Origin of the sequence: Bartonella alsatica (assembly GCF_013388295.1) — a bacterium.
GTDB lineage: Bacteria > Pseudomonadota > Alphaproteobacteria > Rhizobiales > Rhizobiaceae > Bartonella > Bartonella alsatica.
On record NZ_CP058235.1, the window covers coordinates 41,844 to 63,147 of the forward strand.

Genomic DNA, 21,304 nt, shown 5'->3' on the forward strand with positions numbered 1-21,304 from the left:
CAAGTGTGAGTATGTTAAGCACAGGAAAGAGATAAACAATTCATTGATTATGGTGTATTATTATTTATATGAAACGATTTTTTCGTCATTTTTATTGTGTGATGCTCAGCTATTAGAAATATATAAAAATTGCCCTTTTGATAGATTTGTATATTATCTTCTAAAAAATAACAAAAATGTTAAATTCTTAATTGTTTTTGATCTCCTTATAAAGAGTGAGATAATATTTTTTAGAAATAAACGGTTTTTCTAATTTTAGTTCAGATCGATATTTAATAAATATCGAATGAAAAATATTTTTTCATAATTTTATCATAAGTCCCATCCAAACGAATTTCTTTTAGCGCTTCATTGAACTTATTTTTAAGATCATTATTATTTTGACGTATAGCAATTGCAATAGGAAATTCTGTTTCTTCCAGAATTCCTAAAAGACGACAGCAATCTTTTCCTTCATTTTCAAGCCAGTTTAGAGCGTGTATTTTATCGCAGATCATCAAATTAAGCCGACGATTTAAAAGATCTCGATTCACTTCTATTACTGTAGGATAGAGTTTAATGTTCACTCCTTCAGAAGCATAATGATCTTCTGCGTAGGCAGCTTGTGTTGTATTTGATTGTGCACCAAGATTTTTACCTTTAAAAGCTTTTGCTGAGATCTCTTTAATTTCTGAATCTTTGGTAACAATTACAGCAAGTGTTGTGTTATAGTAAGGATCTGTGAAATCAATCTTCTGTAAGCGCTCTTGTGTAGGAGCAAGAGAAGAAATGATAGCATCGTACTTTTTTGCAAGAAGACCGGGAATCATTCCCTCAAAGTCTTGAGTGACGATAGTACATTCAACGTTCATTTTTTTACAAAGTGCATAAGATATATCAATATCAAACCCCTGAGGTTTATTATTTGAGTCAATATAACTAAATGGAGGATAAGAAGCATCACTTGCAATTTTAAGCGTTTGAGTATAGGCAGATTGGGTAAATAATGTTGCACTTATTGTAAGAGCTATTGCTAATAATTTCATTATGTTCTCCTGTTGAATAAACGAGGAAATATGAGATTGCCACATATTTATAATCTGTAAGCTCTTCTAGGAGCAATGCAAAAATTTATTTGTATTCGTTTTACTACTATGATGTTAAACAACATTATCAAAGAAATTATTTATTTTTCAAGTGTGAGTATGTTAAGCACAGGAAAGAGATAAACAATTCATTGATTATATTGTATGATTATTTACACGAAACGACTTTTTCGTCATTTTATTCAAAAAATATAGACTTTAGCTTTGAAAAAAACTTAAGCACAAAGAAAGATTTAGCTCTTAAGAAAACAAAGGTAAAATATTTTTATCATAGCTATTATTGTAACGATACTTAGATCTTGATATAAAAAAATAATTGATAAGAAAGGTGTTTAAATAGTAATTCTTACACACTGTATTGGTAAAATTTCAGTTTGGGTAGGAAAGTCTTAAGAGCTTATTTCATTTTTTTATTTTTTGAAGAGAAATAGGAATTATTTGGTATTAGTTATAATAGCATTTTGCTTATTCCTTTACAAAACTTTAGGAGCAGAGAGAGCAAAATTCTTAACGTTGCAGAATTTTAGCACGTGGATCAATGATGATGAAGTAATATGAAGTTCTTTTTTCATTGAGTAGATAAGGATTGTAAGTAAAATCCTTCATCTTTTTGGGTAAAAACCTTGCGCATCTAGAAAAGAGTCTTCAGATTATTCTATTAATTTACCGAGTAAAGTCATTAGAAAATTTTCTTCACATTTCAATAAAGCCTTAGTAAATTGAAGCTTTATTAAGTGTTATTTTATTTCTTTAATTTATACGTTTATCCATAGGAATATATTCACGCATAGTATAACCTGTATAAAGCTGGCGAGGACGACCAATTTTTTGTGCGGGATCCTCAATCATTTCTTTCCACTGCGCAACCCAACCAACACTGCGTGCTAATGCAAAAAGAACCGTAAACATTTTAGTTGGAAAGCCCAAAGCCTTTAATGTAATACCAGAATAGAAATCGACATTAGGATAAAGTTTTTTCTCGACAAAATATTTATCATTCAGAGCGATTTTTTCGAGTTCTATCGCGATGTCAAGAAGTGGATCATTTTGGATGTTCAGTTCTTTTAAAACCTCATGACAGGTTTTTTGCATGATTTTTGCACGTGGATCATAATTTTTATAAACTCGGTGACCAAATCCCATAAGGCGGAAAGGATCATTTTTATCTTTTGCACGTGCAATAAATTCAGGAATTCTCTTAACAGAACCTATTTCTTGTAGCATCTTTAAGCATGCTTCATTGGCTCCACCATGTGCTGGTCCCCAAAGGCATGCAACACCTGCTGCAATACATGCAAACGGATTAGCTCCTGATGAGCCTGCAAGACGTACAGTAGATGTAGAGGCATTTTGTTCATGATCTGCATGAAGGATAAAGATTCGATCCATTGCCCGAGTAAGAACAGGATTAATTTTATATTCTTCACAAGGAACACAAAAGCACATACGGAGAAAATTTGCAGCGTAACTAAGATCATTTTGTGGATAAACAAATGCTTGTCCAATACTGTATTTATAAGCCATAGCAGCAAGGGTAGGAACTTTGGAGATGAGACGAATAGAAGCTATCATTCTTTGTTGAGGATCTGTAATATCAATAGAATCGTGATAGAACGCAGACATAGCTCCAAGGCATGCAACTATAACGGCCATAGGATGCGAGTCGCGACGAAATCCATGAAAAAAACGCGCAAATTGCTCGTGGACCATTGTGTGCTGCATAATACAGCGGTCAAAATCATTTTTCTCTTGTTGTGTTGGGAGTTCACCGTAGAGTAAAAGATAACAGCTTTCGAGAAAATCTCCTTTTTCAGCAAGTTGGTCAATAGGATAGCCACGATAAAGCAATAGCCCTTTATCACCGTCAATATAAGTGATTTTTGATTCACAAGAAGCAGTTGAGGTAAAACCAGGATCATAAGTAAAAGTATTTGTTTCTTTATAAAGAGAAGCAATTTCAATGACATCAGGTCCACTTGTACCTTTACGCACAGGAAGTTCTATTTTTTTGTCATTCACTATAAGGTGTGCTTTATTGTTAGACATTAGATATTCCTTTCAGATCATTTGCTCCTAAAATCAAGATATTGCTTCATAAGATAGGGAGATATATGAGTAAAGTTTCTCCTAGCTATATTGAAGAGTAGATTTACCTTAAAAGTTGGCTCATGCAATCTAAAAAATATTTTTATTTGTAATTTTACCAAATATATATTTCAACGATTTGAGAAAAGAAGCTAACTTTACAATTTGCATATTTGCATAAAGGTATTTGTGTGTGAAAGTTCATTATGCTGATAGGCTTGATCGTTAGCATGGGGTTGTGATAAGTTGATCATTGATACGATTGAGAGATTCATCCCGTCCTAATAAAATAAGAACATCAAAAACTCCCGGAGATATTGGCTGTCCTGTAAGAGCTGCTCGAAGTGGTTGTGCAATGGATCCGAATTTGAGGTTCTGTGTTTGTGCATAAGATCGAAGAGATTCATTTAGCGTTTTTGTGTCCCAAGAATGAACTGCTTTTAGGACAAGATAAACACCATTTAAAATGGCTTGTCCATTTTTATCTAACAACATTTGCGCTTTTTCATCGAGCTGTAATGGTCGCTGTGTGAAAATGAAAGAGGCATTATCAATAAGTTCGCATAGTGTTTTTGAACGTTCTTTCAAATTAGGCATAGCTTTAAGAAATTGAACACGACGTTTTTCATCAAGCTTTTCCATTATTTGTAAACCACCTTTAATTTCTGGCAAAATGTTAAGAGCAGCATCAAAAAGGTCTTGATCTGAACACATACGTATATAATGTCCATTGATAGCGTCGAGCTTTTTGAAATCAAAACGAGCTGCTCCTTTATTAATATCATCAATATCAAACCAAGAAATCATATCTTCGATTGACATTAGTTCGTCATTACCATGACTCCAACCTAGACGGACTAAGTAATTTCTCAAAGCAGAAGGAAGGTAGCCCATTGTTCGATAAGCTTCGACACCTAGTGCACCATGCCGCTTTGATAATTTTGCGCCATTTTCTCCATGGATAAGTGGGATATGTGCCATAACAGGAATATCCCATCCCATTGCATTGAAGATAATTATTTGACGGGCAGCATTTGTGAGGTGGTCATCACCACGTATGATATGTGTTATTCCCATATCATGATCGTCAACAACGACAGCATGCATATAAGTAGGCGAGCCATCAGAACGCAAAATAATAAAGTCATCCAGATCTTTATTAGGGAAGCGAACAATACCTTGAACACGGTCATGTACGATTGTTTCTCCATCTTGTGGTGCTTTGATGCGAATAACAGGTTTGATATCTTTAGGAGCTTTAGAAATATCACGATCTCGCCAACGTCCATCATAACGTGGTGGACGGCCTTCTGCGCGGGCATTTTCACGCATTTCTACTAATTCTTCAGGTGAAGCATAGCAATAATAAGCTTTTCCATCTTTTACCAATTGTTCGGCAACTTGGCGATGACGTGCTATGCGCTCGAACTGCGAAATAGGAACACCATCATAACTAAGTCCCATCCAGTGTAAACCATCTATAATGGCTTTTACAGCGGCTTCTGTAGAACGCTCTCTGTCTGTGTCTTCAATTCGTAGTAGCATTTTACCACCAGTATGTTTAGCATAAAGCCAATTAAAGAGGGCAGTACGAGCACCTCCGATATGGAGGAAGCCTGTTGGTGAGGGGGCAAAGCGAGTAATAACGGACACGGATCTCTTCCTTTAAGATTAAGATGTTATTATAGGACTTTATGGAAGCATTATGTTAGCATAGGTGATAGGGGGAGCAATAGCCGCATTGCAAGTAAAGTGGGGATTTGCGAATGTTTAATCAAAATAAAGTTGAGGATAGTTTGTTCACAAGCGGTGAGTTGTCAGAAGGAAAAAAATCAAATTTGATATGGCAGGACGCTTCTTCTAGCTTTAATTATGTAAATAACATCAATTATGAAAAACAAAATATTTTTTTATTTACATCTTTAAAAGAAGCAATCACTTTTTTTTGGAAATGGTTAATAGATTGTATCAATAAAGAAATATCTTTTGGAATTCTTTTTCCCTTAATTTTATTCTTTTTTTCCATAGGAATCGTTTTCTATTTTAGTTTAGAGAGGGAACCAAGTTGGACACAATTTGGTGTGTTGCTGAGTATATTCGTTGGAATATTGTATATTTTACGGTTTTATCGAAGAATTTGGATTTTGGTAGGATTTTTGTCTTGTATTGTATTGGGTGCTTTGGCTGCAAAAATAGAAACCTACCGTATAGCTACACCAATGTTGAGCAGTGATGTTGTTACCACATTAACAGGGAGAATTGTTTCTATTGAATTAGGACAAAGAGGAGAATTTCGTTTAGTTTTAGATGTTCTGAGCACAAAAAAGCCGGTATTACATCATAGTCCTCACCGTGTTCGTTTGATGGCAAGACGTTTACCACATGGATTGGTAATTGGTGATGGATTACATGGAAAAGTCAAGATCCGAGCATTATCTGGGCCAGTTTATCCAGGAGGTTACGACTTTAGTTTCCATAATTATTTTAAAGGAATTGGTGCTCAAGGAGTTTATCTGGGAAAACCAAGCAAAATATCAGTTTCGCAACCTGATGGAATATTAGATATATTCTTACAGAAAATTGAAAATTTACGGACTAGCATGACGCAAAGAATCCGTAGAGCGATTGATGGAGAAAAGGGTAGTGTTGCAGCTGCTCTTATAACGGGTCAGAGAGCTGGTATTTCAAATGAAACAAATGAAGCATTACGTGTGGCTGGATTAGCTCATATTTTATCAATATCAGGTTTACATATGACTTTGTTAAGTGGCATAGTTCTTGTGAGCATTCGTAGTTTTTTAGCACTTTTTCCAGTTTTCTCATCCTATTATTCCACTAAAAAATTCGCTGCGGTTGCTGCATTAATGATGACAGCTTTTTATTTGCTACTATCTGGTGTAGCTGTATCAGCACAGAGAAGTTTTGTGATGATTGCTGTTATGTTGTTTGCTGTTTTGTGTAATCGTTCTGCTATAACAATGCGTAATTTCTCTATTGCGGGATTGATAACTCTCGCTGTCACACCGCATGAAATATTAGGGCCTAGTTTTCAAATGTCTTTTTCTGCCACTGCTGCTTTGATTGCTTTTTTTGACTGGAGGAGTGGGAAATTGTCTTCTCAGACAAGAAAAACTATCCCGTCTTATGTTGGAGCTGAAGTAATTCAGCTTGCGTTCTTACCAATTATTTCAATATGCGCATCTTCGTTCGTGGCAGGGATTGCCAGTGGAATTTATGCTGCTTATCATTTTTCCAATATTGCTTTCTTGAGTATTATCAGCAATGCTTTAGCTTTGCCTATAGTATCAGTCTTCGTCATATCTTTTGGATTAATCGCAGTCTTCGCAATGTTTTGGGACTTTGAATGGCTACCACTTCAAATTATGGGGTTTGGTGTTGATCTTGTGATAAAAATTGCTCACACTGTCAAATCCATTTCTCCTGCTTTTAATCCTGGATTTATGCCGTTATCTGCGTTGATTTTATTGAGTATAGGTTTAGTTGGAGTGACTTTTTGTAAAACATCCATCAGATTCTTTTTTGGTCTTTTTATTCTGGCTGGTATTTCCGTTTGTTTAGTGCATTCACCTATACAACTCATTATAGCAGATAGTATGAAGTTTGTAGGCGTTGTCGATGAAAAGAAATTATATATTGATCGTTACCATATTCCTAAGTTCACGACATCCATATGGAACAAAGCATTTGGAGTGAATGAGACGATTAAACCAACAAAATATGGCCCTTCTTTTCATGGACAGTTCATTTGTGATAACCATGTATGTGCGTCCTTATTAGAAAATGGATCGAGAGTGATTGTGTTGCATGAAAAAATAGATCGTTGTTTAGAGGCTGACATTATGATTAAAGCATTCGCATTGGATGATAAAATATGCATCAAAAAAACAAAAGTAGTATTTACTCCTCAACAATTATTATCACGAGGGAGCGTTATGATGACTAAAAGTGGAAAAATCATTTGGTCTTCAAGGGGATTTCATAGACCGTGGAATATACACAGGCAACATACACAGTAATTGTAAAACCTTTCGTGTTCTCGGTCTTTTTCGATATTTGATAACAATAAAAAAAGAAGATGATAAACTCATCTTTTTGTCTGTACTTTGTTATTGTAAGTTTATCAATTTCATTGAAGTTGGTTAATTTTTTGCAATTTTCTTCAAAATAGACAATGTTTTTGATATCTGAACAATTTATAATTTTGCAAAAAATATTTTATTGTGTGCAACTTATCGATAATGCACGATAAGACAAAAGTATTTATTGAATATAGAAAATGTCAATAAATTTTATAAACAGAGATAAAGTTGTTGATTATTCTATTTTACTCTTATCATTTATTTTATAATAATTAACATTTCTTCATCAATCAAAGGATGACGGATAAATTTATAACAGATTAAGACAGTAGGCTAGTTCGTTATTATCTAGTTTGTGATAACTATTACTGATTGGTAAAAGGTAAAGTAATTCATGAATGTTCAGCAGTTAAAAAAAATGGCGGCTTTTAAAGCGCTTGAATTTGTTGAAGATGGTATGCAGCTTGGTATCGGATCTGGTTCAACAGTAAATGAGTTTATTCATCTTCTTGGTGAGCGTGTGGCAGATGGCTTACGTGTGACTTGTGTTGCTACCTCGCAATATTCTGAGCAGCTCTGTCGTAAATTGAGGATACCTATCAGTACCTTAGAAAAAATACCTGAATTAGATCTTGATATTGATGGAGCGGATGAAATTGGTCCAGAGATGACTCTCATTAAAGGGGGAGGTGGGGCCTTGTTGCATGAAAAAATTGTAGCATCAACATCTCATGCAATGCTTGTCATCGCTGATGAAACAAAGATGGTGAAAAGACTTGGTGCTTTTGCATTGCCCATTGAAGTCAATCCATTTGGTATGCATACTACACGTAAAGCCATAGAAAAAGTAGCTGATGATTTAGGACTTTCTGGAGAAGTTGTATTGCGCATGAATGGAGAAACCCCTTTTAAAACAGATGGAGGTCACTTTATTTTTGATGCATTTTGGGGCTGCATTTTGCAACCAAAATCATTATCAGATGCACTTCTTGCAATTCCTGGTGTTGTAGAGCATGGTCTTTTTTTGGGATTGGCTTCGCGTGCAATTATCGCTATGGCTGATGGCCAAATAAAAGTTTTAGATTCCTTTGATTTTTAGAGAAGACTGTTTACATGAAGAAGTGTTAGCACAATAAAAAAAGATATTGAAGATTTGAAATAAAATAATAGATTTCAATTATAATTATATCGGGATAATCATTAAATGAAAAAGATATTTTTTTGTCAGCGTTTTTTCGTATATTTTAGTGCAATTGCTATTTTGATTCTGAATATTGGAATGGCTCATGCACAAGGTGTGAGTGTTCAACATTTAAATTCAGCTAGAAAAGCTATCAGTGCCATTCGTGCGACTGACCAATTTGATAATTTTTTACCAAATGCGGCACGCGATCTCAAAGATGAACTGATAGGCGATGATCCCAATTTGGCAACTGCTATTTCTGATATTGTTGATAAGCAAGCGCTTGCTTTGGCTAAACGACGCTCTGATTTGGAGAAAGAAATTGCTCATGTATATGCAAAATATTTTACTCAAAAAGAACTTGATGCAATCACGGCATTTTATAATTCTGATACCGGTAAAAAATTTTTGACAGAAGTTCCAAACCTTGCCCATGATGCTTATTCTACATTTGATACATGGCGTGCTGCTCTTATGCAGGATCTTATAAAAAATGTGAAAAAGGAGATGTCTGAAACACTTAATTTAAGTAATTCCATTATGCCTACTAATTCAAATACTTCAAAAAATGAAAAGTAGTTTAATTATATAATTACAATAACGCGCGATTCCTATTTATTTTAAAGAGCGGCGGATTCTTCGCCATTTTTAATAAAAGTGTTTTTTAAAAGGTATCGCTTTATAGAAAAAATGGCTCTTGAAAATAAAAAAGACTTTCATTTGATAATAACATGACCATAGCTTATTGATACGAACGTATGAGAAGGAATAGCTCGTGGAATCTTTTGATTTATTTGTTATTGGAAGTGGTTCTGGTGGGGTACGTGCTGCACGTCTTGCTGGAGAACTTGGTAAACGTGTCGCTATAGCAGAAGAATATCGTATAGGGGGAACTTGTGTTATTCGTGGTTGTGTTCCCAAGAAATTATATGTTTATGCCTCACAATATGCAAAAGAGTTTCGTCAAAGTGTGGGTTTTGGATGGCAGTATGCGGATCCAATTTTTAGCTGGGAAAAATTAGTTGAGGCTAAAAATAAAGAAATATCAAGATTAGAAGAGCTTTATCGCAAGGGATTACAAAGTAACAATGTTCATATTTATGAGAGTCGTGCTGTTTTTGTGGATGATCACACATTAGAACTCTCTGTGACAGGTGAGCGGGTTAGAGCGGAAAAAATTTTAATCGCGACGGGAGCAAAAATTGCACCAAACACTGCAATAAGAGGAAGTGATTTGTGCCTTACTTCCAATGAAATTTTTGATCTTGAAAAACTTCCACAATCAATAATTATTGTTGGTGGTGGATATATAGGTGTTGAATTCGCTAATATTTTCCATGAATTAGGTGTGAAAACAACGCTACTTCATCGTGGTGACTTAATTCTTCGTAACTTTGATTATGATTTACGACAATTGCTTAATGATACAATGATTAAAAAAGGGATTTCTATTATTTATGGAGCAGCAGTTTCTAAAGTGCAAGCTGTAAGAAATTATTATAATGTCGTTTTATCAAATGGACAAACAATTAGTGCTGATCGAATTATGTTGGCTACAGGGCGTGTACCAAATACAACGGATTTAGGACTTGAAAGAGCCGGTGTTAAAGTGAACGAGTTTGGTGCAATTATTGTTGATGAAAGAATGACAACAAATGTACCCCACATTTGGGCTGTGGGTGATGTAACAGGGCATATTCAATTGACACCTGTTGCGATTCATGATGCAATGTGTTTCGTTAAGACTGCGTTTGAAAATATACCTACCACACCTGATCATGATTTAATCGCGACAGCAGTTTTTTCACAGCCCGAAATTGGAACGATCGGTCTTTCAGAAGAAGATGCAATACACCGTTATAGGCATGTTGAGATTTATCGTACAGTTTTTCGTCCTATGCGCAATGTTCTTTCCGGAAGTTCGGAGAAAACGTTTATGAAACTTGTTGTTAATGGTGAAAACCGTGTTGTTGTGGGCGCTCATATTTTAGGTGAAAATGCTGGCGAAATGGTGCAGCTTATTGGTGTATCTCTCAAAGGGAAACTGACGAAGGATATCTTTGATAAAACTATGGCAGTGCATCCAACGATGGCAGAAGAACTGGTAACAATGTATAAACCAAGTTATGTATATGAAAATGGGAAAAAAGTGGAAAATTGAACAGCGGAATATTATAGTAAGCAGCAAAATTTTAGTACGATAAGTTATGCGCTTAAACTCTGGAGAAAGTGCAAATGATAACAGAATGGACGCCTGGCTCTTGGAGAACAAAACCAATTAAACAAATTCCGGCTTATCCGGATAAATCTGTTTTAGCAGATGTTGAACGAAAGCTAAAAAGCTATCCCCCTTTAGTTTTTGCGGGTGAAGCGCGTGATTTAAAGAATGAATTAGCGGCTGTTACACAAGGTCAAGCTTTTTTATTACAAGGTGGAGATTGTGCAGAAAGCTTTGCAGAACATGAAGCTGATAATATTCGTGATTTTTTTCGTGTATTTTTGCAAATGGCGGTTGTTTTAACTTTTGGTAGTTCAAAACCCGTTGTTAAAATTGGTCGCATCGCTGGCCAATTTGCAAAGCCACGCTCTTCAAACATGGAAAACAAAGAAGGAGTTGAGCTTCCTTCTTATCGGGGAGATATTATTAATGGAATTGAATTTAAGGCGGATTCTCGTATTCCTGATCCTCAACGAATGTCTATGGCTTACCGCCAATCTGCAGCGACACTGAATCTATTGCGTGCTTTTTCACAAGGAGGGTATGCTAATTTAGAAAATGTTCATGCATGGATGTTGAGTTTTGTTTCTAATAGCCCTCAGGGTGAGCGTTATGAGTTATTGGCAGAGCGTATTTCTGAAGCGATTGATTTTATGCGTTCTATAGGAATTACGTCCAAAACAAATTCTTCGTTACGTGAAACATCTTTTTATACCAGTCATGAAGCACTTTTGCTTGGCTATGAAGAGGCTTTGACGCGAATTGATTCGACTTCAGGAGATTGGTATGCAACATCTGGTCATATGTTATGGATTGGTGATCGTACACGTCAGATTGATCATGCTCACGTTGAATATTGCCGCGGTATTAAAAATCCTATCGGATTGAAGTGTGGTCCTTCTATTGAGTCTGATGAGCTTTTAAGATTGATTGATATTCTAAATCCTGAAAATGAATTGGGGCGGTTAACTCTCATCACACGTTTTGGTTATGACAAAATTAAGTATTATCTTCCTAAATTAATCCGTGCAGTTGAACGGGAGAAGCGTGAGGTTATATGGTCGTGTGATCCAATGCACGGCAATACGGTTACTGTAAATGGTTATAAAACACGTCCCTTTGATTATGTTTTAAAGGAAGTAGAGAATTTTTTTTCAGTGCATTATGGAGAAGGAACTTATCCAGGAGGTATTCATATTGAAATGACTGGTCGTGATGTAACTGAATGTACAGGTGGTGCGCATGCTATTTCTGTAGAAAATTTATCTGATCGTTATCATACGCAGTGCGATCCGCGATTAAATGCGGATCAAGCATTAGAATTAGCTTTTCTTGTTGCTGAACTTCTTAAAAAAAATCGTCATACTGATTCAGTAGCTATTGCTGCAAATGGTTAGACAAAAAGTTATATAACATTTTTTATTTTAGCTATTTATCGGAGAAATGGTTCTTTTGAAAACAAATATTTTCGATGATTAAAACAGAGTTGTAATTTTAAACGGATGAAATGATACAAAAGTTTATAAAAAACGATTTTCGGGTGGCAGTTGCCCAATTAAATCCTGTTATTGGTGATATTGAAGGAAACTTTTCTCTTGCTGTGATGGCACATCAGAAAGCTAAGGAAGAGGGAGCTGACCTTGTTTTATTCACAGAGCTTTTTATAAGTGCTTATCCACCGGAAGATCTTGTTCTTAAATCTGCTTTTATAAAAACATGTGAAGATGCTGTTAAAAAGTTAGCAAAAATAACAGTAGGGGGTCCAGGAATCATAATTGGTCTTCCTCTAAGCCGTGATAATAACATTTATAATGGTATCGTGCTTCTTGATGAAGGGCGAATAATTTCTGAAAGCTTGAAGTTTGATTTACCTAATTATGCTGAATTTGACGAAAAGAGACTATTTTCTCCAGGTCCACGTCCTGAGCCGATTATTTATCACGGGTTAGGATTAGGAATAGTAATCTGTGAGGATATTTGGAATGATTTTTCGCTGTGTACAGAGCTTAAAAATAAAGGAGCTGAGATTATTCTCGTCCTTAATGCTTCCCCCTATTATCATAATAAAATACTAAAACGGATAGAAGTTGTTCGTGCGCAAGCACTTCAGTCTGGTATACCAATCATTTATGCTAATCAAATTGGTGGACAGGATGAGTTGGTTTTTGATGGGGGTTCTTTTGCGTTAAATGGACAAGGCAAAATGATGTTTCAAATGAAACATTTTGAAAGCCATATTTCTGTAAGTCATTGGCAACGAAAAACAACCGGGTGGCAATGTATTTCTGGTCCCAATGAAAATCTTTTCACAGGAATAGCTGCTGATTATCAAGCTTGTGTTTTGGGTTTGAGAGATTACGTCAATAAAAATCGCTTTAAGGATGTTATTCTTGGTCTTTCAGGAGGAATTGATTCAGCTCTTTGTACGGCAATGGCAGTGGATGCTCTTAGCTCTGAAAGGGTGCGTACCGTAATGATGCCTTATCATTACACTTCACAAGAGTCATTGCAAGACGCTAAAGAATGTGCAACTCTTTTGGGGTGTCGCTATGAAATAATACCGATTGAGCAACCTGTTGAAGTTTTTTTAAATACAATGGCGCCTGTTTTTTTAGGGATGTCATCTGATGTGACAGAAGAAAACCTTCAAAGTCGTATCCGTGGCACTCTCTTGATGGCGCTTTCGAATAAATTTGGTTCAATGGTGGTAACGACAGGCAATAAGTCGGAAATGGCTGTAGGGTATGCAACACTTTATGGTGATATGAACGGAGGTTTTAATCCTATTAAAGATATTTATAAAATGCAAGTCTATACATTAGCACAGTGGCGCAATAAAAATCACTTACAAAATTTGATGGGACCAAAAGGAATTGTGATTCCAGCCAATATTATAGAAAAAGCACCTTCCGCAGAGCTTCGGGAAAATCAAAAAGACGAAGATTCTCTTCCTCCTTATCCTATTTTAGATGATATCTTGCAATCTCTCGTAGAAAATGACATGAGTATTTGTGATATTGTTAAACGTGGGTATTCACGTGAGACGGTTGAGAAAATTGAACATCTTTTGTATGTAGCGGAATACAAAAGGCGGCAATCTGCACCCGGTGTAAAAATTAGTTACAAGAATTTCGGACGCGATCGTCGTTACCCTATTGTCAATCGTTTTCGCGATAAAAATTGAGTGTTATTTTTTATGGTAAAAGTCCGTTTTGCGCCTTCGCCAACAGGTTATATTCATATTGGCAATATCCGTATTGCTCTATTCAATTGGCTTTATGCGCAAGCGCATAATGGATCATTTATTTTGCGCTATGATGATACAGATGTTGAGCGTTCTAAACAGGAATTTATTGAAGCTATTGCAGTTGATCTTGAGTGGCTTGGAATTCAACCAGATGAAATTTATTACCAATCTAAACGGTTTAGTAGGTATAATGAAGTTGCAGAAATTCTCAAACACCGTAATCTTCTTTATCCCTGTTATGAGACTGAAGAAGAATTAGATCGGCGCCGTAAAATCCAGCTTTCTCGTAAATTGCCCCCTATTTACGACCGTTCTGCATTAAAATTGACACCAGAAGATAAAAAAGCATTTGAATCGCAAGGTCGTAGACCTCATTGGCGTTTTCTTCTTCCTAATTTTGAAAATAATCCTTTACAGACAAAGCGAACAGAAATTTCCTGGAATGATGCAGTAAAAGGAAAACAGACGATTGATTTAGCATCTCTTTCAGATCCTATTTTAATTCGTGAAGATGGAAGCTACCTTTATACATTGCCTTCTGTTGTTGATGATATAGATATGGCTGTTACACATATTATTCGTGGCGATGATCACATTACAAATACAGGTACTCAGATTGCTCTTTTTAAAGCTCTCAGTGAAGAATTGCCAGTTTTTGGTCACATCAATTTATTAACTACAGTTTTAGGAAAAGGACTTTCAAAACGTAATAATGATCTATCTATTCGCTCTCTACGAGCGGAAGGGTTTGAATCTATGGCTATTCAATGTCTTGCTGTTTTGATTGGAACATCACAAAATGTGCATGCCTATCCTAATCAAGCTGCGCTTTTAGAACATTTTAATCTCCAGGATACATCAAGATCGGTTGCAAAATTTGATACTGCTGATCTTTTCACTTTGAATAGACATCTTGTTCATGAATTAACTTATGCGGAAGTTAAAACGCGACTTGAAAGCCTGTCTATTGATGGGGATCAAGCAGAGTGTTTTTGGAACGCGATAAGAAGCAATATTGACAAGGTCAATGATGCTTTTTTATGGTGGAAAATTATTCATGATGATAAGCACTTTGATACAGTGGCGGTGGAAGATCGTTCTTTCGTTCGTCAGTCATTGAATTTTTTACCTGAAGGTGCATTAAATGATGAAAGTTGGAAAGTTTGGACAATAGCATTAAAAGAAAAGACAGGGCGTAGTGGGAAAGCTTTGTTTATGCCATTACGTCAAGCACTTACTGGAATGGATCATGGACCTGAAATGGGAAAACTTTTGCAGCTTTTAGGGCGTCAAAAGGTAATAGAAAGGTTAGTTACTCAAAGCGAGTAAGAGTAGTTTTTTTTAAACGTTTTATATTCTTTTTATACTATTAAAATAGTAAATTTTCGATTTAATTACGCGTCTTTATGAACATAAATGCTGGAATATCATCGCCAAATCCAGGGGGAGAGGATTCCTTGTTTTTCCGAGAGTAATATTGTTCAGGTGGTTTTGTTTTATTATTTGTGGTTTGAATATAATCCACTTCATCATTTTTTAAGGACTTTTTAGTTTTAACAATACACTTTTTTTGAACAGTTTTTTTTAGCAATTTTGAACATTTTTTCTTTAAAATGATATTTTTTTCTTGATCATCGGTCATTAAAGTAGAGAGATCTCCATTGAGCCATTTAATTTTTTCGTTGCTTATTTCTTCAATGGCACTGATATATTTTTGGTCGCTTTTTGTGACAATTGTGAAAGCTTTCCCGCTACGATTCGCACGTCCTGTACGACCAATTCGATGAATGTAATCTTCAGCATGGGTAGGAACGTCATAATTGAAAACGTGGCTTACAGCTGGGATATCGAGTCCACGAGCAGCAACATCAGAAGCAACAAGAAGTTTGAGTTTATTATTTTTAAAATCGTTTAGTGTGTTCGTACGTGAATATTGGTCCATATCCCCATGAAGTGAACCTACACTAAATTTATGCTTGACGAGCGATCTAAAAAGTTCAGATATATCTCTTTTCCGATTACAAAAAATAATGGCATTCTTAAGTTCATCGCCTTCATTATGGATAAGTTCTCGTAAAACAGCTCTTTTATTCCATGACTTATTTCCAGATTTGACAAGCCGTTGTGTAATTGTGGCCGCTGTTGAGGAGGCTTTCGTGACTTCAACAGATACAGGAACATGTAAAAATTGCTTTGTCAGTTTTGTAATTTCTGGCGCCATTGTTGCAGAAAAGAACAAAGTTTGACGTGTAAAGGGAGTTAGTTTACAGATTCGTTCAATATCGGGAATAAAGCCCATATCTAACATGCGATCAGCTTCATCAATAACAAGAATTTCAACACCCATAAGAAGCAATTTACCACGTTCGAAATGGTCAAGAAGACGTCCTGGCGTTGCTATAAGAACATCTGCACCTCGTTCAAGTTTACGATCTTGGTGTTCAAAAGAAACACCACCAATCAAAAGTGCAATATTTAAACGATGATTTATTCCATATCTATCGAAGTTTTCTTCAACTTGGGCGGCAAGTTCCCGTGTTGGTTCTAATATAAGAGTACGAGGCATTCGAGCTCTTGCGCGACCTTTTTCAAGGATTGTGAGCATGGGCAACACGAAAGAGGCTGTTTTCCCCGTCCCTGTTTGAGCGATACCTAAGACATCTTTCCTTTGCAGTATATGAGGAATCGTTTCACTCTGAATAGGTGTTGGAACTTTATATCCCACTGATTTTATGGCTTTAATAACCTTTGTGGAAAGACCTAAATCATCGAAATTGTTTAAAGGTGGTATCATTTTTCTGCCAACTGCTTTACGATTTTAATTTCGCTACCCAAATTATTTATGAAATTAAATATTCTATACTATTGGGGAGAGTTAAGGTGTCTTCACAAAAAAGTCAACTATAACAACCGTATACACATAGAAAGCATAATACAATAATTAATAGCGAAATTGTTCTGATAAAATACGTTCATCCCATGAATGATTAGAGTCAAAAAGGATTGAAGCTGTTACTTCTGTTGCTGTTAAAATAGTAACTGAATGAACTGACTTAACTTCAACATTATCGGCTGCGGCATTTACAGGACGTTTATCAGCTTCGAGCATATCAAAGCGTACTATTGCCGTATTGGGAAGTAATGCACCATGCCAGCGCCGAGGGCGGAAAGGACTAACAGGAGTAAGTGCCATAAGTGGGGCCATGAGAGGTAAAATAGGTCCTTGTGCCGATAAATTATATGCAGTAGACCCTGCTGGTGTAGCAACGAGAATACCATCGCAACTTAATTGTTCCATACGTACATTGTTATCAATGCTAATACGAATTTTGGCTGCTTGATAAGATTGACGAAAGAGAGAGACTTCATTGATTGCCAGCGCTTCAATATATCCTTGATATTCAGATTCTGCAATCATGCGTAAGGGATGGATTTCTTTTTTATGCGCGGCAGCAATACGATTTGGCAATTTTTGTTCATGAAATTCATTCATAAGAAATCCTACAGAGCCTCGATTCATACCATAAATAGGTTTTTTGGTATTCATAACGTCTCGTACTGTTTGTAACATTGTTCCATCACCACCGATTGCAATAACAACGTCAGCTTCTTCCAGAGAAGAATGACCGTAAACAGAAATTAATTTATGAGTAGCTTTGTTAGCTTCCTCAGTTTCGGCGGAAATAAAATGAAAACGGCTTGGTAATTTAATCATTAAGAATTATCCTGATATTCACAACGTATTTTTTAGCTCATATGGGAAAAATTTTGAAGCTGTATATAAAAAAACATTTTTATAAGAAAAAGCATTATATACGAAAAGTAATTTGTTTAATGTAATGTATTATAGCAGGATAAGACAAAAAGATTATATTATAATATAAAACATGAATGAGTATTTTTTTTAAAATGATAATTCATTATTGAAGCTGAGAGTATGATCAGTTAAAAGGTCACTGTTCAGTTATAAGCACCCGTAGCTCAGTTGGATAGAGCGCTGCCCTCCGAAGGCAGAGGTCACAGATTCGAATTCTGTCGGGTGCACCAAATTATTTAGTCTCATCTCGTACTATTTTTATAACCGTATTATTTTGAAAGACATTAAATTATTTTAAAAAATGGTTATTGGTATTATTTGTTAAGTTATCTACAAAATAACCACATAATTTTAGAGAAGTGAAATTATTTACTGCTTATGTACTCCTTTCCGTTGAGTACTTTGAATATTAAAATAAAGGAAAGAGGCATGTTATGGAAGAAATTACCATGAAAACCTTCTTTCCTTGTTGTTTCAATATTAGATTCAAATTCAAAAACTGTATTTTGAATGTCTTCACTTCTTTTTGTAAACAAAGTGAAAACATTCTTTATTATTCGCTTAAGACAATATTTGTTGAAAATTATGTGTAAAGAGACATCAATTTATATTATTTTTGTATTATTTACTGTACGCCCATTAAGCAGTTGGCAATAAAAGTGGCATGTCAAACACTTTTGTTTAATTGTATAAGATACAAAAACATTTATTGGCATTTATACCGCATTACTTGATTTATAAGAGTTATATCTAAGAGATATATAACGTTATGCAACAGAATTACAGGGTAAAAAATAGTATTTATATGCAAAAGACTTAGCAAGTGTTATTTAGGATGATGTTATTTTATAATATAGATTTAACCTGTTTTGAATAGTTGAAGTAAAAAAATCATCATATAAAATTATAAAGAAGCATAGCTTATTCTACAAATGGTATAATCTTTATAGTAATTGTATTATAGAAGATAGAATATTACTATATATTTTATTTGACTAAAAGTTGTTTTTAATGTGCTTTAGAGATTTTTTACAAGATGCATAATTATTTAGGTTAAAAGGCTCTCTTGATACTCAGTAGGCAAAAAACATCTATACAGATTTTATGTTGATATAATATAAACACTTTTTTCGTTCGTTGAAGTTATGTGTCATGCTTTTTAAATATTACTCTCCATATCTAATATCTCACTGGCCGATTTATATCTTCTTTAGGCTTTATTACATACTATACGCTTATACTAAAAAGGTATATCCTAGTTTATATTTTTAAAACGAGCAATCTCACTACATACTCTCATTTCTTTTTTATGAATAATTTGCTCTTTTGGCAAAAACCATTTAAAGAATATAGAAACTTTTCTGCATACTCGAACATTAAATTATTAAAATTTGTTTCAAGTTTTGTTATATTATACAAAATAATTATATTCACAAAAACAGAAACTATATTTAAAAATATAAAAGTTTATATGATTATTTAATAATTTCGTTAATTATATTTAAAATCAATTATTAAATTATTTTATATATATTTTTATTTATTTAAAATTTAAATTATAATATAATTTTATTATCTTTAATGCGAATTTTATATTTAAAGATATAAAAACATTCTTTAAATAACTTATCTGAAAAATGATATATAAAAAGTACAGGGTTATTTTTACTGTTTATAAATTATAAGAAAAATTTATTTACCTGATTGATTTCAATTTTTCTCAAAGAGTAGTTATAGCTTTTTTGTTTTATAAATAAGGCCAATGATGCTAAATATTATAATTTTAAGTGAACAAGAAAGAAGTTTATGACTATTATACTAAAACCGGGTGAGGCAACGCTTAGCGAACTTGAAGCTGTTTATTTTAGTGGTGAAGTAAGCAAACTTCATCATGATACGCATCTAGCTATCAGAAAAGGAGCAGAACATATTGCTAAAATTTCTGCTGGAAGTGAGCCAGTTTATGGCATCAATACTGGTTTTGGTAAATTAGCTTCGATTAAAATTGATGCAAACGATGTAGCTATTTTACAAAGAAATCTTATTTTGTCACATTGTTGTGGCGTAGGAGAACCTTTAGCTGAAAATATTGTGCGTTTGATAATGACTTTAAAGCTTCTTTCTTTAGGGAGAGGAGCCTCAGGTGTTCGTTTAGAGTTGGTACATTTATTAGAGAATATGCTCGCAAAAGGTGTTATTCCTGTTATTCCTGAGAAAGGATCTGTTGGTGCATCAGGTGATCTTGCTCCACTTGCTCATATGGCTGCTGTTATGATGGGAGAGGGAGAAGCATTTTTTCAAAAATTTCGTATGAGTGGAGCAGCTGCTTTAGAGAAAGCGGGACTATCTCCTATTATTTTAGAAGCAAAAGAAGGTTTGGCTCTTATTAATGGTACCCAAACATCAACAGCACTTGCTCTTGTAGGTCTTTTCAATAGTTATCGGGCATTATGTGGTGGGCTTCTTGCAGGAGCACTGACAACAGATGCTATTATGGGATCAACGGCACCATTTCATCCTGATATCCATATTTTACGAGGCCATTATGGACAAATTGCTGTATCACAAACATTAGAAAAACTTTTAAATGATTCAGGAATTAGAGCTGCACATTTGCGTAGTGATGATCGTGTACAAGATCCTTACTGTATACGTTGCCAACCACAAGTTATGGGTGCGTGTTTTGATATTCTTATCGCAGCTGCAAAAACACTCACTATTGAAGCGAATGCAGTTACAGATAATCCATTGATTTTAAACAGTGGTGAGGTTGTATCAGGTGGAAATTTTCATGCTGAACCTGTAGCATTTGCTGCTGATCAGATAGCTCTTGCTTTATGTGAAATAGGTTCCATTTCTCAAAGACGTATTGCTCTTATGGTTGATCCAGCTGTTTCTTATGGTCTTCCAGCTTTTTTAGCACAAAATGCTGGTCTTAATTCAGGTTTTATGATTGCTGAAGTAACTGCAGCTGCTTTAATGTCTGAAAATAAACAAATGGCACATCCTGCTTCCGTTGATTCAACACCAACGTCAGCAAATCAAGAAGATCATGTTTCCATGGCGTGCCACGGTGCTCGTCGATTACTGACAATGAGTGAAAACCTTTTTACTATTATTGGTATTGAAACGCTTGTTGCAGCACAAGGAGTTGAATATCGTGCACCTTTAAAAACAAGCTTCTATTTACAAACTGTTATAGAGAAACTACGTAAAAATATTGATTCTCTTAAGAAAGATCGCTATATGGCTCCAGATCTTCAGAAGGTGCATATGCTTGTGCGTGAAGGGCACTTATTATCCATTTTACCAAAAACGATTTTTCCTCCATTAACTCCCCAATAATATTTATTTTAAAATTAATGAATAAGGAAAAACATTTAATTCATGGATTTGCTTATATATTATTTGCGATATTGATAATATCTTGAATAATTAAATGAATATGTACTCATTTATTTTCTGCTATATGTTGGGTATTTATGCCCATTTACTTTCCTGATATTATGTTTATAGTAGTGTAACTTTTCAGAACAAATTTATAAAAGCTAATATTTTGGAGATTGTTC

At 34.8% G+C, this 21,304-nt stretch carries 13 protein-coding genes and 1 tRNA gene; 9 read left to right on the forward strand and 5 right to left on the reverse strand.

Going from position 1 to position 21,304, the window contains the following annotated elements; all coding sequences use genetic code 11:
- Positions 1 to 272 precede the first annotated feature (272 nt).
- The 3 genes from HWV54_RS00225 to gltX (HWV54_RS00235) form a co-directional block, all read right to left on the reverse strand.
- The gene (locus HWV54_RS00225) at positions 273 to 1,025 is read right to left on the reverse strand and encodes a transporter substrate-binding domain-containing protein (protein WP_176953543.1); all 753 of its coding nucleotides are present in this window, start codon (positions 1,023 to 1,025) and stop codon (positions 273 to 275) included.
- A gap of 810 nt (positions 1,026 to 1,835) precedes the next feature.
- A complete protein-coding gene (gene gltA, locus HWV54_RS00230; protein ID WP_005865357.1) occupies positions 1,836 to 3,131 on the reverse strand; it encodes a citrate synthase in 1,296 nt (431 codons plus the stop codon).
- Positions 3,132 to 3,395: 264 nt separating this feature from the next.
- Positions 3,396 to 4,823, reverse strand: a complete 1,428-nt coding sequence (gene gltX, locus HWV54_RS00235; protein WP_005865355.1) for a glutamate--tRNA ligase — start codon at positions 4,821 to 4,823, stop codon at positions 3,396 to 3,398.
- Positions 4,824 to 4,936: 113 nt separating this feature from the next.
- On the opposite strand from gltX (HWV54_RS00235), the gene HWV54_RS00240 reads away from it, so the two are divergent.
- From HWV54_RS00240 to gltX (HWV54_RS00270), 7 genes are all read left to right on the forward strand, one after another.
- Positions 4,937 to 7,207, forward strand: a complete 2,271-nt coding sequence (locus HWV54_RS00240; RefSeq protein WP_005865353.1) for a ComEC/Rec2 family competence protein — start codon at positions 4,937 to 4,939, stop codon at positions 7,205 to 7,207.
- A 457-nt stretch (positions 7,208 to 7,664) separates the two neighbouring features.
- Complete coding sequence (rpiA, locus tag HWV54_RS00245; protein WP_005865352.1) at positions 7,665 to 8,369, forward strand: ribose-5-phosphate isomerase RpiA; 705 nt, start codon at positions 7,665 to 7,667, stop codon at positions 8,367 to 8,369.
- A gap of 105 nt (positions 8,370 to 8,474) precedes the next feature.
- Complete coding sequence (locus HWV54_RS00250; RefSeq protein ID WP_005865350.1) at positions 8,475 to 9,032, forward strand: DUF2059 domain-containing protein; 558 nt, start codon at positions 8,475 to 8,477, stop codon at positions 9,030 to 9,032.
- A 196-nt stretch (positions 9,033 to 9,228) separates the two neighbouring features.
- The gene (gene gor / locus HWV54_RS00255; RefSeq protein ID WP_005865348.1) at positions 9,229 to 10,614 is read left to right on the forward strand and encodes a glutathione-disulfide reductase; all 1,386 of its coding nucleotides are present in this window, start codon (positions 9,229 to 9,231) and stop codon (positions 10,612 to 10,614) included.
- Between the two features lie 74 nt (positions 10,615 to 10,688).
- Complete coding sequence (locus HWV54_RS00260; RefSeq protein WP_005865346.1) at positions 10,689 to 12,068, forward strand: class II 3-deoxy-7-phosphoheptulonate synthase; 1,380 nt, start codon at positions 10,689 to 10,691, stop codon at positions 12,066 to 12,068.
- A 110-nt stretch (positions 12,069 to 12,178) separates the two neighbouring features.
- Positions 12,179 to 13,855: an NAD+ synthase gene (locus tag HWV54_RS00265; RefSeq protein WP_005865344.1), complete on the forward strand. Its 1,677-nt coding sequence runs from the start codon at positions 12,179 to 12,181 to the stop codon at positions 13,853 to 13,855.
- Positions 13,856 to 13,867: 12 nt separating this feature from the next.
- Positions 13,868 to 15,247, forward strand: a complete 1,380-nt coding sequence (gene gltX / locus HWV54_RS00270; protein ID WP_005865343.1) for a glutamate--tRNA ligase — start codon at positions 13,868 to 13,870, stop codon at positions 15,245 to 15,247.
- A 61-nt stretch (positions 15,248 to 15,308) separates the two neighbouring features.
- Here the strand turns inward: gltX (HWV54_RS00270) and HWV54_RS00275 are convergent, their stop codons facing one another.
- Together HWV54_RS00275 and HWV54_RS00280 are read right to left on the reverse strand one after the other, a co-directional pair.
- Positions 15,309 to 16,712 (reverse strand): DEAD/DEAH box helicase, encoded by a 1,404-nt coding sequence (locus tag HWV54_RS00275; protein WP_005865341.1) that lies wholly within the window; start codon positions 16,710 to 16,712, stop codon positions 15,309 to 15,311.
- A gap of 147 nt (positions 16,713 to 16,859) precedes the next feature.
- Entirely contained in the window at positions 16,860 to 17,633 is a 774-nt protein-coding gene (locus HWV54_RS00280) for an NAD kinase (protein WP_005865339.1), read from the reverse strand.
- A 255-nt stretch (positions 17,634 to 17,888) separates the two neighbouring features.
- Here HWV54_RS00280 and HWV54_RS00285 point away from each other — a divergent pair.
- Together HWV54_RS00285 and hutH are read left to right on the forward strand one after the other, a co-directional pair.
- Positions 17,889 to 17,965: transfer RNA gene (locus HWV54_RS00285), tRNA-Arg, on the forward strand.
- A 1,576-nt stretch (positions 17,966 to 19,541) separates the two neighbouring features.
- Complete coding sequence (gene hutH, locus HWV54_RS00290) at positions 19,542 to 21,080, forward strand: histidine ammonia-lyase (protein ID WP_005865337.1); 1,539 nt, start codon at positions 19,542 to 19,544, stop codon at positions 21,078 to 21,080.
- Positions 21,081 to 21,304 lie beyond the last annotated feature (224 nt).

Bases quoted from the DNA above. Each gene is read 5' to 3' on its own strand.
- gltA (WP_005865357.1), bottom strand. From the start codon at position 3,131: ATGTCTAACAATAAAGCACACCTTATAGTGAATGACAAAAAAATAGAA.
- HWV54_RS00265 (WP_005865344.1), top strand. From the start codon at position 12,179: ATGATACAAAAGTTTATAAAAAACGATTTTCGGGTGGCAGTTGCCCAA.
- rpiA (WP_005865352.1), top strand. From the start codon at position 7,665: ATGAATGTTCAGCAGTTAAAAAAAATGGCGGCTTTTAAAGCGCTTGAA.
- HWV54_RS00240 (WP_005865353.1), top strand. From the start codon at position 4,937: ATGTTTAATCAAAATAAAGTTGAGGATAGTTTGTTCACAAGCGGTGAG.
- HWV54_RS00275 (WP_005865341.1), bottom strand. From the start codon at position 16,712: ATGATACCACCTTTAAACAATTTCGATGATTTAGGTCTTTCCACAAAG.
- hutH (WP_005865337.1), top strand. From the start codon at position 19,542: ATGACTATTATACTAAAACCGGGTGAGGCAACGCTTAGCGAACTTGAA.
- HWV54_RS00280 (WP_005865339.1), bottom strand. From the start codon at position 17,633: ATGATTAAATTACCAAGCCGTTTTCATTTTATTTCCGCCGAAACTGAG.
- HWV54_RS00250 (WP_005865350.1), top strand. From the start codon at position 8,475: ATGAAAAAGATATTTTTTTGTCAGCGTTTTTTCGTATATTTTAGTGCA.
- gltX (WP_005865343.1), top strand. From the start codon at position 13,868: ATGGTAAAAGTCCGTTTTGCGCCTTCGCCAACAGGTTATATTCATATT.
- HWV54_RS00225 (WP_176953543.1), bottom strand. From the start codon at position 1,025: ATGAAATTATTAGCAATAGCTCTTACAATAAGTGCAACATTATTTACC.
- HWV54_RS00260 (WP_005865346.1), top strand. From the start codon at position 10,689: ATGATAACAGAATGGACGCCTGGCTCTTGGAGAACAAAACCAATTAAA.